Raw genomic sequence first — 13,381 nt, 5'->3', positions numbered from 1 at the left:
CAGCAAATGGCTAACGGGATTGGTTCAACTGATCTTAGCGATTACTTTTGGTCAAAAAGAATGACGGTACGAATACTCTCGCCTTTATGCATCAAGTCAAACGCTTCGTTGATCTGCTCAAGTGACATAGTGTGTGTCACAAACGGGTCAATTTCGATCTTGCCGTTCATGTAATCTTCTACGTAGCCAGGTAATTGGCTGCGACCTTTTACACCACCAAAAGCAGAACCTTTCCAGACTCGACCCGTGACCAATTGGAACGGACGGGTAGAGATTTCTTGTCCAGCCCCGGCCACACCAATGATAATAGACTCGCCCCAACCTTTATGGCAGCACTCAAGCGCAGAACGCATGACTTGTACGTTGCCGATACACTCAAACGAATAATCCACACCACCGTCGGTCATTTCCACGATGACTTCTTGGATAGACTTGTCGAAGTTTTTCGGATTAACACAATCTGTCGCACCAAATTGTTCCGCCATTTCAAACTTAGATTCGTTGATATCGATAGCAATAATGCGAGAAGCCCCCGCCATACGAGCACCTTGGATACATGACAGACCAATGCCGCCAAGACCAAAGATAGCAACGGTATCGCCTTTTTCCACTTTCGCTGTGTTGAGAACGGCACCGATACCCGTGGTAATACCGCAACCTAGCAAGCAAACTTTTTCTAATGGCGCATCAACATGGATTTTTGCCAAAGAAATTTCAGGAACCACACTGTACTCAGAAAAAGTTGAGGTGCCCATGTAATGGAAAATAGGTTCGCCATTAATGCTGAAACGGCTCGTGCCATCTGGCATAAGACCCTTGCCTTGTGTTTCACGAACCGCTTGGCAAAGGTTGGTTTTGCCTGATTTACAGAACTTACACTCGCCACATTCTGCTGTGTACAGTGGGATAACATGATCGCCCACTTTTAGAGTTGTCACACCTTCGCCAACGGCTTCAACAACACCCGCGCCTTCATGACCTAAGATCGCTGGGAAAATGCCTTCTGGGTCTTCGCCAGACAAGGTAAAGGCATCAGTGTGACAAACACCCGTTGCCACCATGCGAACTAATACTTCGCCCGCCTGTGGGTCCTGTACATCTACTTCCTCAATTTTTAACGGCTGGCCTGGTCCCCAAGCAACTGCTGCTTTACATTTCATTGTGTACTCCAAAATCAGTTTGAATTCGATACTTTCTACATCAAGTAAGAGGAGTGTAGTCGTAAATCATTCAGACGATAATGCTCATATTGGCAAATTATTATTGTTATATAGCAACAATAATTTCAATATACTCTAATATAGTTATAATATAACACTTCAATTAGACCAATCGAGAGTGCCATCATGAAAAACTGGGAAGCAATGGAAGCCTTTGTGGAAGTCGTTCGACAAGGCAGTTTTTCGGCTGCCGCTATCAAATTAAGTGTCTCGGCTTCTCACATCAGTCGCTTAGTAACGCAACTGGAATCCGAGCTTGGCTGCACACTCTTGTTTCGCACCACACGACGCATTCGCTTAAGTGAAGCGGGTGAATTGTATTATCAACATTGTCGTGACTTACCCGCCGCCCTCACTAGCGCTGAAGAAGTCATTTCTTCATTAAACCAAGCGCCAATAGGTAGCTTCAAAATGACTTGCGCTACTACCTTTGGTGAACGATACATAGCCCCCGTCATGAACGACTTTTTAACGACCCACCCAAAAATCGAACTGGACCTGCACCTTACTAACCGCGCCGTGGATTTGATTGAAGAGAACTACGATCTGGCCATCCGTATGGGCGCGATGAAAGACTCTAGTCTACTGTCAAGACGACTTTGTGATCGCAAAGAATACTTGTGCGCTTCTCGTGAATACATTGATCAATATGGTATCCCGCACACCTTATCTGAGCTCAGTAAACATAAGTGTTTGATTGGCTCTAAAAATCACTGGTTGTTTCAACAAAATGGCCAACGAAAAGAAGTTAAAATCAGTAGCCAATGGCGTAGCAACTCGGGTTTAGCCCTGTTAGATGCGGTAAAAAAAGGGTTAGGGATTGCTCAGTTGCCTGATTATTACGTGCAAGAAGAATTCGATTCTGGTCGACTTGTACCCTTATTATCGCAATATCAATACCCTTACAGTGGCGTTTGGTTGGTGTACCCAAAAGTCCAGCACCCTTCTCCAAAACTAAAAGCCATTTGCGATTATTTAATCCACTGCTTTAAAGATAATGCGCCATTTAAACCAGCGCAGGCCTATGATTAAATAGGCCGCAAAATTGCTTGAGAGTTTGCTATGTTTGCACAAGAAGATCTAATCCAAGTCGCCCGCCAAACCATGCCCTTTGGCAAATATCAGGGACGCACCTTAATCGATCTGCCGGAAGCTTATTTATTATGGTTTGCCCATGAAGGTTGGCCAAATGGCAATCTAGGAACTTGGTTACAGCTTTGCTTAGAAATCAAGATCAACGGGCTGGAAAAGTTAGTCGAACCGTTACGTTTGCCCAAGCAAACTCAGGCAGACGAACCCAAAGTACGTATTCGCTTTGATGATTAATTAATCCACTTCGCGAACAAAATACAACACTTCATCCTTTACCTCTTGGCAGGTAAAACCCGCCTTTTCAGCGACCTTAACAGACGCTAGATTGTCGCTTTTGATCTGGACAAAGAACGGGCCTGTCAGGGTCTTTAGCATGGCCAGCACCATAGGATAAGCCAAGCCTTTACCTCGCATGTCTGGCGCTATTGTCCAGGACAACAACCAGCCTTCTTGTTGACGATCAGCCCGACAACTCCCCACCGCACAATCATTTAATTGAGCCATCCACAAACAACGGTCATTGTTATGCAATGAAGCCTGTAACCAAGTTAAATGGGCCTCTTTGATAACTTTCGCAGAAGACAAAGAGGCTTGTCGAGTGGCCACATCATTGCGCCATTCCAGCAACAAGTCTGAGTCTTCCATTGTCGCAAGCCGTAATTCAACTAACACAAACATCGTCCTCTTATCCGTCATTTATTCTTTACCAAGGTGGTAGAAAGGTACAGAATTTGCTTTGCTAACAACATCTTATTAGCCAAGGTTTTATTTTCATTGAGAGCTTTAGTATGGATATTCGATTAGACGATTTAAACGGACCGGAAATCAAGGCGTTATTACAAGAACATTTAGATGACATGTATCAGACCTCTCCTGCGGAAAGCGTTCACGCATTGGACTTGTCTGAGTTAAAGCAAGCCGACATTCGAGTTTGGACCGTTTGGGAACAAAATCAATTACTCGGCTGTGGTGCATTAAAAACGCACAGCGCTGAGGAAGGGGAAATCAAATCCATGCGCACATCCAATGCCGCTCGCAATAAAGGGGTTGCCTCCACTTTGTTGCAACACATATTGAATGACGCCAAACAACAAGGTCTGACTAAAATCAGTTTAGAGACTGGCCCGCAGGACTTTTTTGCCCCCGCAAGAGCCTTATACAAAAAATATGGATTTGCAGAATGTGGACCATTCGCCGATTACCAACCCGATCCTTACAGCACCTTTATGAGCAAAACTCTGTAGCCTCAATCAGCCGTTAGACAAATAAGAAAAAGCCAGCAAAACTTGCTGGCTTGATTTCATCAATAGTGAGTGAATTGACGACAGGCAAGGGAAAACCTATCGAAGCTATTGATAAACTTACAGACCACCATGGGTCAATTTGGCAGGATCAAGCAAAGTAGTCAGCTCTTCACGACTTAAGTCGGTTTCCTCATCTGCCACATCAATCACAGGACGGCCATCTTGATAGGCTTTTTTCGCGATTTCTGCTGCTTTGGCATAGCCAATAATGGGATTCAATGCCGTTACCAATATTGGATTACGGTGCAACGCTTCATTCAGCTTGTCTTCATTTACCGTGAGCGTAGCGATGGCATTATCTGCCAACAATTGACCACTGTTCGCGAGCAATTTAATGCTGCTTAACAGGTTCTTCGCAATCACAGGTAACATGACATTCAACTCGAAATTACCCGATTGCCCACCAATGGTAATGGCGGCATCGTTACCTATCACTTGTGCAGCCACCATCGCTGTGGCTTCTGGTATGACAGGGTTTACCTTACCCGGCATGATAGATGAGCCTGGTTGTAACGCCTGTAGAGTGATTTCGCCTAAACCGGCCAGTGGACCAGAATTCATCCAACGTAAGTCATTAGCGATCTTCATATAAGTTACCGCCACCGCTTTCAGCTGACCAGACAGGGCAACAGCCGTGTCTTGCGAACCTATCAAAGCAAAAAAGTCCTGACCCGGTGAAAAAGTTTGCTTCGTTAACTCAGACAAAGCACGGGCAATACGTTGTGCAAATTCAGGATGAGCATTAATACCCGTCCCCACAGCGGTTCCACCTTGTGCTAATTGGCTGGTTTTGGTCTTGATGTAATTTAAGTTATCAATGTTGTCTTGCAGTTGTGCTGCCCAAGCATTGAAGGTTTGGTCCAAACGTACAGGCATCGCATCCATCAAATGTGTACGACCGGTTTTGGTGTAACCCGCTAGGCTTTTGCCTTTTTCAACAATGGTATTTTTCAAATGCTCCAAGGCTGGCAACAGGTGCCCAGCCAATTCCAATGTCGCGCTCACATGGATCGCACTGGGGATAATATCATTACTGCTTTGACCGAAGTTTACATGGTCATTAGGGTTGACGGTTTCACCATTATATTGGCTTGCCAAAGTTGCGATTACTTCATTCGCGTTCATATTCGAACTGGTACCAGAACCCGTTTGATACACATCCACTGGAAAATGCTGCATTAAATCATCCGCATCCAACAGTTCATTACAAGCGTTCTGGATAGCCTGTGCTTGTTTAGGTGTAATGCACTCTAGCGCTTCATTAGCCTGAGCAGCGGCCGCTTTAATTAAGATCAAAGAACGAATAAAAGCCTCAGGCATGGCTTCATTACTGATTGGAAAGTTGTTGATGGCGCGCTGAGTTTGGGCACCATAAAGGGCTTTTTCTGGTACTTCCAGTTCACCCATACTGTCTTTTTCAATGCGTGTTTTCATGCGGTTTTAGGTTCCTTTGTTTACGGCTCAAAAGAAGAGATGAAGTAATGGCTCAACACCCTAAGATTGTGTTCCATTTTGAAATAATTTCTCGCATCCTGATAGGTCACGATAAGGCGTTTGAGATGAGAAAGAGGTAAATACACTTTATCCAGACAAGTTTGTCGCCAATGTGGCGCAATATTGGTATCACACACGGTATCCAGCAACACATTAAACACTCGTTGATGCAACTCAGCCGCATCGGTAATGTTTAAACGCTCTGCATATTCTTCCGTCAAATTCAGGTAGTGATACAACACCTCTGGCGAGTCGGCACATTGGCCTGCCTGAATGGTTTGTTCAAGTACAGAAAATGGCACCAAGTAACGACTCATAGCCCTACCCTCCAAACATTATAAATGATAACTATTATCAATAATGTTCGGTCAGACTATTCCTGTCAAGAAATTGATAACGATTCTTATTAATTTTTAGTAATTAACTCTCGCGTTTTGATTGAGATCATCAAATAGCAGGCATAAAAAAGCCCCTGCTAGTAAAACAGAGGCCTTTCTGAGATCAGATGTATCAGTGGTGATGACCACCGACACCATGTGCATGACCGTGAGCAATTTCATCATTAGTCGCTTCACGTACATCAATCACTTGGATGTTAAAAGTTAAGTCTTTACCTGAAAGTGGGTGGTTGATATCAACGGTAGCGTGTTTTAGGCCCATTTTTACAATCGTTACCTGACGCACTCCTTTGTCCGTTTGCACCGTTGCCACCATACCAGGATTCCAGCGCTTAGCGCCTTGTAAATGTTTCACCGGCATTTGTTGGGTGTGATTTTCTTTGCGTTCACCATAGCCCTCTGCTGGTGTGACAGTGACTTCAAATTCTTCACCTGCGGCTTTTCCTTCCATGGCTTTTTCCAAACCAGGGATAATATTGCCATGACCGTGAAGGTAAGCAACAGGGTCTTTGCCTGCGGAAGTTTCGATCAGCTCTTCCCCACTACGGAGTGTGTAGTGAAACTGAACCACTTGATTGTCTGCAATCGACATGGGTTGTCCTCATTTCAATAAATTACTGCGGAATGCATCACGCCATTATAAGGGCTTCAATCCGCTAGAACATAGATAATTCAAGGGAATCATCTTTTATTTTAATGTCCGACACCAAAGAGGCGGCTAATTTCTCAAACGGTGAATGATTCAAGGTGTAAATAGGATGCTGATCAAAATACTGACGCAATACTTGCTCCACCCTGTCCTGTAATGACCCTAAGGCTGTCCGTATGATTTTTTCATCAAAACTGGAGCCCTTGATCGTTACTTCTGTCAGCCTTGGAGCCACTAAAAACAGGTCTTGATCTTGAATACGAATGCCAGCTTCGAACTCGGGATTTACTTGTGTAGTTAATGAAAAATTCTGCCCAAAAGCAGACACTTCGCCTGTTAAGTCACACATCAAGGCGATTGCAATGACACCACCATCGCGCTCAAGAAAATCAATATCAGCCTGCTTAATGGCAAGATTTAATGCCAATGCTTGTCCCTCAGCAGCCAATTCAAAGCGAGTGTCTTGAGCGGTTTCTATTTGCTTCGTCAAATCCTCATTGATTTTACTTTCGCTAATCCGAAAGCTATTACAAGCCATCAAGGTTAAGCTAAGTAGCGCCAACAAACTCAGACGAAGAGACGTTTTTATCAATATCATGATGCTTCCTGGTTCGCCCTCTGCATTAAAAACTCTTGGCGTTTATCAAACCAAAAACGCATAAAGTCTTCCGTTACTTTTTGTTCTATTTCCACCGCTTCATCGGTTGGACAAAACAAAGAAACGGTAAAGATATTAAACCCCTCTGGGGTAGTCGTGATGCGCACGCGTGGTTCTGGGCCTGAAATATTAATATCCAAACGCTTTTCAATTAAGCTGTTGTATCGAATGGCCACTTCGTGAAAATGCTCACTGTATTCTTTAAGCTTAGCCAATATATGTTCTTTGATTTCGAACAAATTCACTTCATCGGACTGCCTAGAAATAGAGAAACTGTGCGTGACATAACGGCGCATATAGTTCAAGTTTTGAACGGTATGGACCAATAGTACGCTATTTGGCACAACCGTTGTTCTTCCAGTATAGGCATAACTGCCACCTTTTAAGTCGACTTCAAATAAGGTCGTAGACAACCAATCACTGTCCGTCACTTCTCCTTCGAAATTGGCTACTTTAATCCAATCTCCCACTTGATATGGCCGTGTACTGGCTCGATAAAACGCCCCCACAATACAAGCTATAAACTCTTTCGTTGCAATCACCAAAGCCACCATGAAGGCCGCAATGGAAATGGCAATATTTTGCAGTTCAGACGACCAAATAAGAATCAGACCAACGACAAACAAGAAATTAAAAGAGTTGTCTGCAGCATTGATTCTTTGACGCTTTTTATCATGATCAATGTGTTGATTGAGACGAATTGCTCGTTTGGTATAACGTCGAATCAAATACACCAATAAGATTAATGCCAGAGTAAGCGCTAGCTCTACATGGTCTGTGATGATGGATAAATCCAATTGAGAAAAATCGAAAGGCATAAAGAGTCACTTCTGTACGGAAGACGATACTTTAACAATCATTCCCTGCGACAACAATAAAGTATAGACAAGATAAAAATTTATACTGTATATTTGTACAGTATAAATTTTTGTGAGGTGACTTATGTCCGTCATTATTAAATACGTCGTAGAACGCCATGGAATCGAAAAAATGACCTTTACTTCTAAAGCCGAAGCTGACGCTTACGACAAGCTACTGGATACCGCTGAAGCACTAACGCAGATTCTCAGAGATAGCCAGCTCATTGAAAACGACCAACTGCGCGAGTCATTGTCTATGTACTTAGCTGAGCATAAAAACAGTGTCATTGATGCTCTCGGCCCCAAAAAGAAAACCGTAAGCAAGAAGAAGCATGATCAGGCTTCACAAACAGAATTAGCACTGAATAAAACGCCGAAAACACCAAGCACTGCACTTGAAGACTTAGTCATTGAAACGGATGAGGAGCAACTTTATCAAGAAGAAGGAGGCTCAGATCCATTTGAAGAAGATAACTTTGATGAAAGTCATGCGGCTTAGGTTAAGTCATGCGGCTTAGGTTAAGTCATGCGGCTTAGGTTAAGTCATGCGGCTTAGGTTACGCCACATATTAGTGGTGAATCTGCAATTTTGATTGGTATAGTATTATTAAACAGGCTTACCTCTATGAGCCTGTTCTAATAACCAATCAAAAAACACTTGTGCTGCGGAAGGTAATGTCGCGCTCGACGCTTTCACTAAATAGAATGACTCACTGGCTTCAATGTTCTTATCAAAAGGAGCAATCAAGCGCCCTTCTGCAATCAGATCTTCAACCATAGACGATCTTGCCAGTGCCACACCTTGCCCCAGTTCCGCCATACGTAGCGTCGAGACTAAGGTATCAAACTGCATGCCTTTGGAAAAATCGACCTTATCTTCCCCCATAATATTAAGCCAATAACCCCAGCCTTCTTCATAGCCAAGCACATGCAATAAAGTATGATGAGCCAAATCCGCTGGCGACGCTAAGCGATTACTCTGCAACAAATCAGGTGAGCAGACGGGCATCAAGCTATCCCATGTTAGACGCTGCGACAACAAGCCTTGCCAGTCACCGTGCCCCCAACGAATTTCCATATCCTCTTCATCATCCCATTCCGCTAACCAAATATGGCTCGCATAACGAATGTCTATATGAGGATATAACGCATTGAAGTCGGCTAATTTGGGGGCCAACCAATAGCTAAAAAAGGACAAGCTACCACGCACTTTAACAATACTTTGATTATCTGGAGAGAAAATCTCGCTGGTACCGACAGACAAACGAGTAATGGCGTCTTGTACCACAGGGTAATAAGCTCGACCATCTTTGGTCAGGGTCAAACCACGAGGTAAACGTTGGAAAAGTGCCACCCCGAGATGACTTTCAAGCAAACGTATTTGTTGACTCACCGCGCCTTGGGTCAGACACAGCTCAGTCGCAGCATGAGTAAAATTAAGATGCCGAGCAGACGCTTCAAAGGTATGTAGCCAATTTAAAGGAGGGAGCGTTTTTTGATTCATACTCGTTGCCTAGCAAGTCGCCTTGATCATAGAGAGCAAGGCGACTTTAACCTAAAGCACGGTAGACATAAAGTCTAAGCGATTATAGCACTTGACCAAGGAAACGCTGTAAACGCGGGTTATCGGATTCAAAGAAACGCTCTGGCGACTCTTCAAATACCAGTTCACCATCTTCCATAAAGACAACGCGATCAGCCACTTCACGGGCAAAGCCCATTTCGTGAGTCACTACCACCATAGTCATACCGTCACTGGCAAGACTTTTCATGACATCCAACACTTCCCCAACCATTTCAGGGTCAAGGGCACTGGTTGGCTCATCAAACAACATAATTTTTGGCATCATAGCCAATGCGCGAGCAATCGCAACACGTTGCTGCTGACCACCAGACAAATGCGATGGGTAATTGTTCATACGCTCAGCCAAGCCTACACGTTTCAGTAGCTCACGGCCTTCGCTGTCTGCTTCTTTCTTAGACTTTTTCAGCACCTTGACCGGCGACAACATGACATTGCCTAACGCAGTTTTGTGCGGAAATAAGTTGAAAGATTGGAATACCATGCCCACTTCTTCACGGACTTTATTGATGTTGGTTTTTTTGTCAGTCAAACTAACATCATCAATCCGAATCGTACCTTCAGAAATGGTTTCCAGCTGATTCAAGGTGCGCAAAAAAGTCGACTTACCGGAACCACTAGGCCCAATAATAACCACTACTTCACCACGCTTGATATCCAAAGACACTTGTTTCAAAGCATGACAGCCATTTGGATAAATTTTGTCGACATTTTCGGCGCGAATAATACGCTCGTCTACTTGCTTAGTCACTGGCTGACAACCTCTTCTCTAGATATTGAATCGCCCAAGATAACGCACCCGTTAACACCAAGTACAACAGGGCCACCGTAAACCAAACTTCAAAAGGCGCGAAAGTAGAGCTCACTACTTCACGACCCGCTTTGGTCAAATCGGTAATTGAAATAACAGACACCAAAGAGGAGTCTTTAATCAAGTTAATAAACTGACCAGCCATCGGCGGTAATGTTCGCTTAAACGCCTGTGGCAAAATCACGTTTACCATGGCCTGAACATAGTTCATACCCAAACTTCGAGCCGCTTCCATTTGTCCTGGGTGGATCGATTGAATACCAGAACGAACGATCTCGGCAATATAAGCCCCAGTAAAAACAGAAAGCGCGGCGACGCCTGCTGTGAAGCGGTCCAAACTTAATACCGTACCGATAAAGAAATAGAAGATAAAAATCTGTACCAGAAGCGGCGTACCACGAATCAATTCAATATAGGTAATGGCGAGATAACGCAGTACTGGATTATGAGAAATACGAGCCAGACCGGTAAACAAGCCAATAATGACCGCAAAAACCAGTGAGACCACAGACAACTTCAGTGTAATCCATAAGCCCCAAGTAATGGGTCCAATGGTCCAACCGGTTTGCTCTGCGACTGCATCCCCTTCAAATACTAAATCACCGTCATAGATCATGGCCTCATCAAAATCCTTAATGATTAAAGGATCAAGACCCATATCGGATTCAATCGTGATGGTGTTAGTCGCATCGTCTACATAAGCAGTACCATCAAAAGGCGCACGAATTTCAGTCGGCTCGGTACTCACAATGTATTGGGGAATACGTTCCCAACGCCAAGTGTAATCAATACTTTTACTGGAGGCGTAAATGCCAAAGCCCAACCCAACTAGGATCAGCAAAAATAAGCCTTTCCATAAAAGCAGGTGTGATTTATTTTCCATCGATGAGAGGTTCCCCGTCGTGTTTCCAACTTAAATTAAGAATAGGCATCCAAACCTACTAGGACACTAGCAACCTTAACTAAGGTGAATCGCTAGCCGTTATGAAAACAAAAAGTGGCGCTGACAGCGCCACTTTTTATAACAGGAGCGGATTTTACTGGATGTTTTTCATCCATGCATCACTTACGAACCATTTGTTGTAAATTTTATCGTAAGTACCATCGCCTTTAATCTGAGTTAGGTAGTTGTTTAGGAAGTTCATGAAGTCTGGATCACCCTTACGAACGGCCATACCAAGAGGCTCGTAAGTGAAAGGAGTATCTAGGTGAACAACCTTAGACGAGTTTTGAGCGGAGTAAACTGAGTTGTATGGTAGGTCATAAACAAATGCATCAGCATTACCATTAATCACTTCCAAAGCACCTTCAGACTCTGTTTCAAACAGGTTCAGTTTCGCTTTGCTTAGGTATTTCTTCGCAGCGTAATCTGCCGTTGTGCCCAATTTAGTCGCAACTGTGTATTGGCTATTATTCAAATCACGGTATGACTTAACTTTGCCTTCCAGTTCAGGATTCAACAGAATCGTTTGACCAACAACGATGTAGGGGTCAGTAAAGTTAACTTTTAAGTTACGCTCTGCCGTGATGGTCATACCAGAAATGATGATGTCACATTTACCTGTTAACAAGGCTGGAATGATACCGTCCCAAGCTGTGTTACGTAGGTCAACTTTTACACCCATCGCTTTCGCCATTGATTTTGCGATATCCACGTCAAAGCCAACAATGTTGCCTTTTTTATCACGCATATCAAAAGGAATGTAACCCGCTTCAAGACAAACTTGTAGCTCGCCACGCGTTAGAATTTCATTCAAAGTGGATTTTTCCCAAAGGTTAATGTCTGAAGCAGACGCAACCGTTGCGCTGACCATAGCAGCAAAAGCAATCAGTACTTTTTTCATTGTTTAATGTCCCCAATTTAAATTGTGAATTGAGAAAGACGACTTACTCGAACCTTCCCAACATTTATTATCATAGTGTTATAACTGGCCGCACATAATACATAAATTCATTAAAACAGTCCTTAGGAAATACAGAATTTCTAACGTGTTCAAATGAGCTTGCGTCCTAGTGCTTCAAGCAAGCTTACCTGCAAGAAGCATTCCGAACAAACTCAAATGCCTGCTTAAGATCAGAAATTAAATCTTCTGTATCTTCAATGCCCACAGAAATTCGCACTAACCCCTCAGAAATCCCCAAAGCTTGACGCTCTTCCAAAGTATTTTCCACGTGGCTCGTGGTTCTTGCAGGACCATAAATGGTTTCAACCGCCCCCAAGTTGCCAGCACAATGCGCGTACTGTAATTGAGGCAGTAGACGCGTCACTGTCTCCATACCTCCTGAGAGCACAAAACTAACCATAGCACCAAAACCGTGCATCTGCTCACAAGCAATTTGATGTCCCTTGTGACTTGCTAACCCAGGGTAATTCACAGCCTCCACCATAGGTTCAGTCAGTAAAAATTCGGCAATGGCTTGTGCACTTGCTTGCTGCTGACGAATTCGCAGCGCTAACGTCTTGATACCACGAATAATCAAGTAAGCCGAAAATGGGTCCAATGAAGCGCCGTTAATTTCTCGGTAATGCCTAACCTTTTCCATCAAATTTTCTGCACCACAGACCAGACCACCCATAGCATCAGCATGACCACTTAGAAACTTCGTTGCACTGTGAATCACAATGTCTACCCCTAAAGCCAAAGGGCTTTGGTTCAACGGCGTGGCAAAGGTGTTATCCGCCATGACAATGGCACCTACCTTTTTAGCCGCTGCGGTTAAACGCTTAATATCGACAATTTTTAACGTCGGGTTAGTGGGTGTTTCCAGATAAAGTACATCGCAGCCTTTAGCAATTTCTGCTTCTATCTGCTCATGACTATGAGTCTCACATAACACCACCTCTACCCCCATGCGCGGTAAAAACTCTTCGAATACTTTATTCGTACCGCCATAGCTGTCTTTGGTGGACACCACACGGCTACCATTTTGTAGAAAGGTATATAGCGCACTACTAATAGCGGCCATGCCAGTACTAAAAGCCACTGCTGACTCCGCTTTTTCCAAGGAGCAGATTTTAGCTTCAAGGGTTTCAACCGTCGGGTTACTCATTCGACTATAAATAAAACCAGGAGCGTCACCTAATGCCACATCATACCAATGATCGATATCTTGATAGCCGTAAGCCGCACTCGCGACAATAGGTGTTTGCGTTGCTCGATATGGATGACCTTCCTCTTCACCACCCCATACAGCCTTAGTTCCAAGACCTATTTTTCTCTTCTCTGTCACCCTAACCACCTACTAAATTCTGACAAAATTACGCTATTAATAACGCCTACTATAAGTAAGTTATCCAATAAGTAGTAATCAT

At 43.8% G+C, this 13,381-nt stretch carries 16 protein-coding genes; 4 read left to right on the top strand and 12 right to left on the bottom strand.

Annotated elements, in window-relative coordinates; genetic code table 11:
* Window positions 1–41 precede the first annotated feature (41 nt).
* Window positions 42–1,160: an S-(hydroxymethyl)glutathione dehydrogenase/class III alcohol dehydrogenase gene (locus DFP76_RS03980; protein ID WP_113873378.1), complete on the bottom strand. Its 1,119-nt coding sequence runs from the start codon at window positions 1,158–1,160 to the stop codon at window positions 42–44.
* Window positions 1,161–1,346: 186 nt separating this feature from the next.
* Between DFP76_RS03980 and DFP76_RS03975 the strand changes: the two genes are divergently transcribed.
* Both DFP76_RS03975 and DFP76_RS03970 read left to right on the top strand, forming a co-directional pair.
* A complete protein-coding gene (locus tag DFP76_RS03975; protein ID WP_113873377.1) occupies window positions 1,347–2,252 on the top strand; it encodes a LysR family transcriptional regulator in 906 nt (301 codons plus the stop codon).
* A gap of 30 nt (window positions 2,253–2,282) precedes the next feature.
* The gene (locus DFP76_RS03970; RefSeq protein WP_113873376.1) at window positions 2,283–2,546 is read left to right on the top strand and encodes a DUF3820 family protein; all 264 of its coding nucleotides are present in this window, start codon (window positions 2,283–2,285) and stop codon (window positions 2,544–2,546) included.
* On the opposite strand, the gene DFP76_RS03965 is transcribed toward DFP76_RS03970, so the two are convergent.
* On the bottom strand, window positions 2,547–2,990 hold the full coding sequence (locus DFP76_RS03965; RefSeq protein WP_113873375.1) for a GNAT family N-acetyltransferase: 444 nt from the start codon (window positions 2,988–2,990) through the stop codon (window positions 2,547–2,549). It lies immediately after the preceding gene.
* A 110-nt stretch (window positions 2,991–3,100) separates the two neighbouring features.
* Here DFP76_RS03965 and DFP76_RS03960 point away from each other — a divergent pair, with 110 nt between their 5' ends.
* Window positions 3,101–3,556: a GNAT family N-acetyltransferase gene (locus tag DFP76_RS03960; protein ID WP_113873374.1), complete on the top strand. Its 456-nt coding sequence runs from the start codon at window positions 3,101–3,103 to the stop codon at window positions 3,554–3,556.
* A gap of 117 nt (window positions 3,557–3,673) precedes the next feature.
* Here the strand turns inward: DFP76_RS03960 and DFP76_RS03955 are convergent, their stop codons facing one another.
* The 5 genes from DFP76_RS03955 to DFP76_RS03935 form a co-directional block, all read right to left on the bottom strand.
* Entirely contained in the window at window positions 3,674–5,050 is a 1,377-nt protein-coding gene (locus DFP76_RS03955) for a class II fumarate hydratase (protein WP_113873373.1), read from the bottom strand.
* 20 nt (window positions 5,051–5,070) lie between these two features.
* On the bottom strand, window positions 5,071–5,427 hold the full coding sequence (locus DFP76_RS03950) for a hypothetical protein (protein ID WP_113873372.1): 357 nt from the start codon (window positions 5,425–5,427) through the stop codon (window positions 5,071–5,073).
* Between the two features lie 193 nt (window positions 5,428–5,620).
* Complete coding sequence (locus DFP76_RS03945; protein ID WP_113873371.1) at window positions 5,621–6,100, bottom strand: FKBP-type peptidyl-prolyl cis-trans isomerase; 480 nt, start codon at window positions 6,098–6,100, stop codon at window positions 5,621–5,623.
* 64 nt (window positions 6,101–6,164) lie between these two features.
* The gene (locus DFP76_RS03940) at window positions 6,165–6,755 is read right to left on the bottom strand and encodes a DUF1439 domain-containing protein (RefSeq protein WP_113873370.1); all 591 of its coding nucleotides are present in this window, start codon (window positions 6,753–6,755) and stop codon (window positions 6,165–6,167) included.
* The gene (locus DFP76_RS03935; RefSeq protein ID WP_113873369.1) at window positions 6,752–7,633 is read right to left on the bottom strand and encodes a mechanosensitive ion channel family protein; all 882 of its coding nucleotides are present in this window, start codon (window positions 7,631–7,633) and stop codon (window positions 6,752–6,754) included. The genes DFP76_RS03940 and DFP76_RS03935 overlap by 4 nt, the downstream gene beginning before the upstream one ends.
* Window positions 7,634–7,757: 124 nt before the next feature.
* Here DFP76_RS03935 and DFP76_RS03930 point away from each other — a divergent pair, with 124 nt between their 5' ends.
* On the top strand, window positions 7,758–8,174 hold the full coding sequence (locus DFP76_RS03930) for a YebG family protein (RefSeq protein WP_113873368.1): 417 nt from the start codon (window positions 7,758–7,760) through the stop codon (window positions 8,172–8,174).
* A 108-nt stretch (window positions 8,175–8,282) separates the two neighbouring features.
* On the opposite strand, the gene DFP76_RS03925 is transcribed toward DFP76_RS03930, so the two are convergent.
* The 5 genes from DFP76_RS03925 to DFP76_RS03905 all read right to left on the bottom strand — a co-directional run bounded on the left by DFP76_RS03925 (window position 8,283) and on the right by DFP76_RS03905 (window position 13,299).
* Complete coding sequence (locus DFP76_RS03925) at window positions 8,283–9,179, bottom strand: LysR substrate-binding domain-containing protein (RefSeq protein WP_113873367.1); 897 nt, start codon at window positions 9,177–9,179, stop codon at window positions 8,283–8,285.
* 82 nt (window positions 9,180–9,261) lie between these two features.
* Window positions 9,262–10,008, bottom strand: coding sequence for an amino acid ABC transporter ATP-binding protein (locus tag DFP76_RS03920; RefSeq protein ID WP_113873366.1), 747 nt, complete (start codon window positions 10,006–10,008; stop codon window positions 9,262–9,264).
* The gene (locus DFP76_RS03915) at window positions 10,001–10,951 is read right to left on the bottom strand and encodes an amino acid ABC transporter permease (protein WP_113873365.1); all 951 of its coding nucleotides are present in this window, start codon (window positions 10,949–10,951) and stop codon (window positions 10,001–10,003) included. The genes DFP76_RS03920 and DFP76_RS03915 overlap by 8 nt, the downstream gene beginning before the upstream one ends.
* A gap of 154 nt (window positions 10,952–11,105) precedes the next feature.
* A complete protein-coding gene (locus DFP76_RS03910; RefSeq protein ID WP_113873364.1) occupies window positions 11,106–11,912 on the bottom strand; it encodes a transporter substrate-binding domain-containing protein in 807 nt (268 codons plus the stop codon).
* 184 nt (window positions 11,913–12,096) lie between these two features.
* A complete protein-coding gene (locus DFP76_RS03905) occupies window positions 12,097–13,299 on the bottom strand; it encodes a cystathionine gamma-synthase family protein (protein WP_113873363.1) in 1,203 nt (400 codons plus the stop codon).
* Window positions 13,300–13,381: the final 82 nt, after the last annotated feature.

Origin of the sequence: Marinomonas aquiplantarum (assembly GCF_003314975.1) — a bacterium.
GTDB classification, from domain to species: Bacteria; Pseudomonadota; Gammaproteobacteria; order Pseudomonadales; family Marinomonadaceae; genus Marinomonas; species Marinomonas aquiplantarum.
Note: the sequence above shows the minus strand (reverse complement) of the source record. Positions and strands in the feature narration are given on the sequence as shown.

Coding starts and splice junctions, on each gene's coding strand:
- DFP76_RS03980 (WP_113873378.1), bottom strand. CDS start 1,160: ATGAAATGTAAAGCAGCAGTTGCTTGGGGACCAGGCCAGCCGTTAAAA.
- DFP76_RS03975 (WP_113873377.1), top strand. CDS start 1,347: ATGAAAAACTGGGAAGCAATGGAAGCCTTTGTGGAAGTCGTTCGACAA.
- DFP76_RS03970 (WP_113873376.1), top strand. CDS start 2,283: ATGTTTGCACAAGAAGATCTAATCCAAGTCGCCCGCCAAACCATGCCC.
- DFP76_RS03965 (WP_113873375.1), bottom strand. CDS start 2,990: ATGTTTGTGTTAGTTGAATTACGGCTTGCGACAATGGAAGACTCAGAC.
- DFP76_RS03960 (WP_113873374.1), top strand. CDS start 3,101: ATGGATATTCGATTAGACGATTTAAACGGACCGGAAATCAAGGCGTTA.
- DFP76_RS03955 (WP_113873373.1), bottom strand. CDS start 5,050: ATGAAAACACGCATTGAAAAAGACAGTATGGGTGAACTGGAAGTACCA.
- DFP76_RS03950 (WP_113873372.1), bottom strand. CDS start 5,427: ATGAGTCGTTACTTGGTGCCATTTTCTGTACTTGAACAAACCATTCAG.
- DFP76_RS03945 (WP_113873371.1), bottom strand. CDS start 6,100: ATGTCGATTGCAGACAATCAAGTGGTTCAGTTTCACTACACACTCCGT.
- DFP76_RS03940 (WP_113873370.1), bottom strand. CDS start 6,755: ATGATATTGATAAAAACGTCTCTTCGTCTGAGTTTGTTGGCGCTACTT.
- DFP76_RS03935 (WP_113873369.1), bottom strand. CDS start 7,633: ATGCCTTTCGATTTTTCTCAATTGGATTTATCCATCATCACAGACCAT.
- DFP76_RS03930 (WP_113873368.1), top strand. CDS start 7,758: ATGTCCGTCATTATTAAATACGTCGTAGAACGCCATGGAATCGAAAAA.
- DFP76_RS03925 (WP_113873367.1), bottom strand. CDS start 9,179: ATGAATCAAAAAACGCTCCCTCCTTTAAATTGGCTACATACCTTTGAA.
- DFP76_RS03915 (WP_113873365.1), bottom strand. CDS start 10,951: ATGGAAAATAAATCACACCTGCTTTTATGGAAAGGCTTATTTTTGCTG.
- DFP76_RS03910 (WP_113873364.1), bottom strand. CDS start 11,912: ATGAAAAAAGTACTGATTGCTTTTGCTGCTATGGTCAGCGCAACGGTT.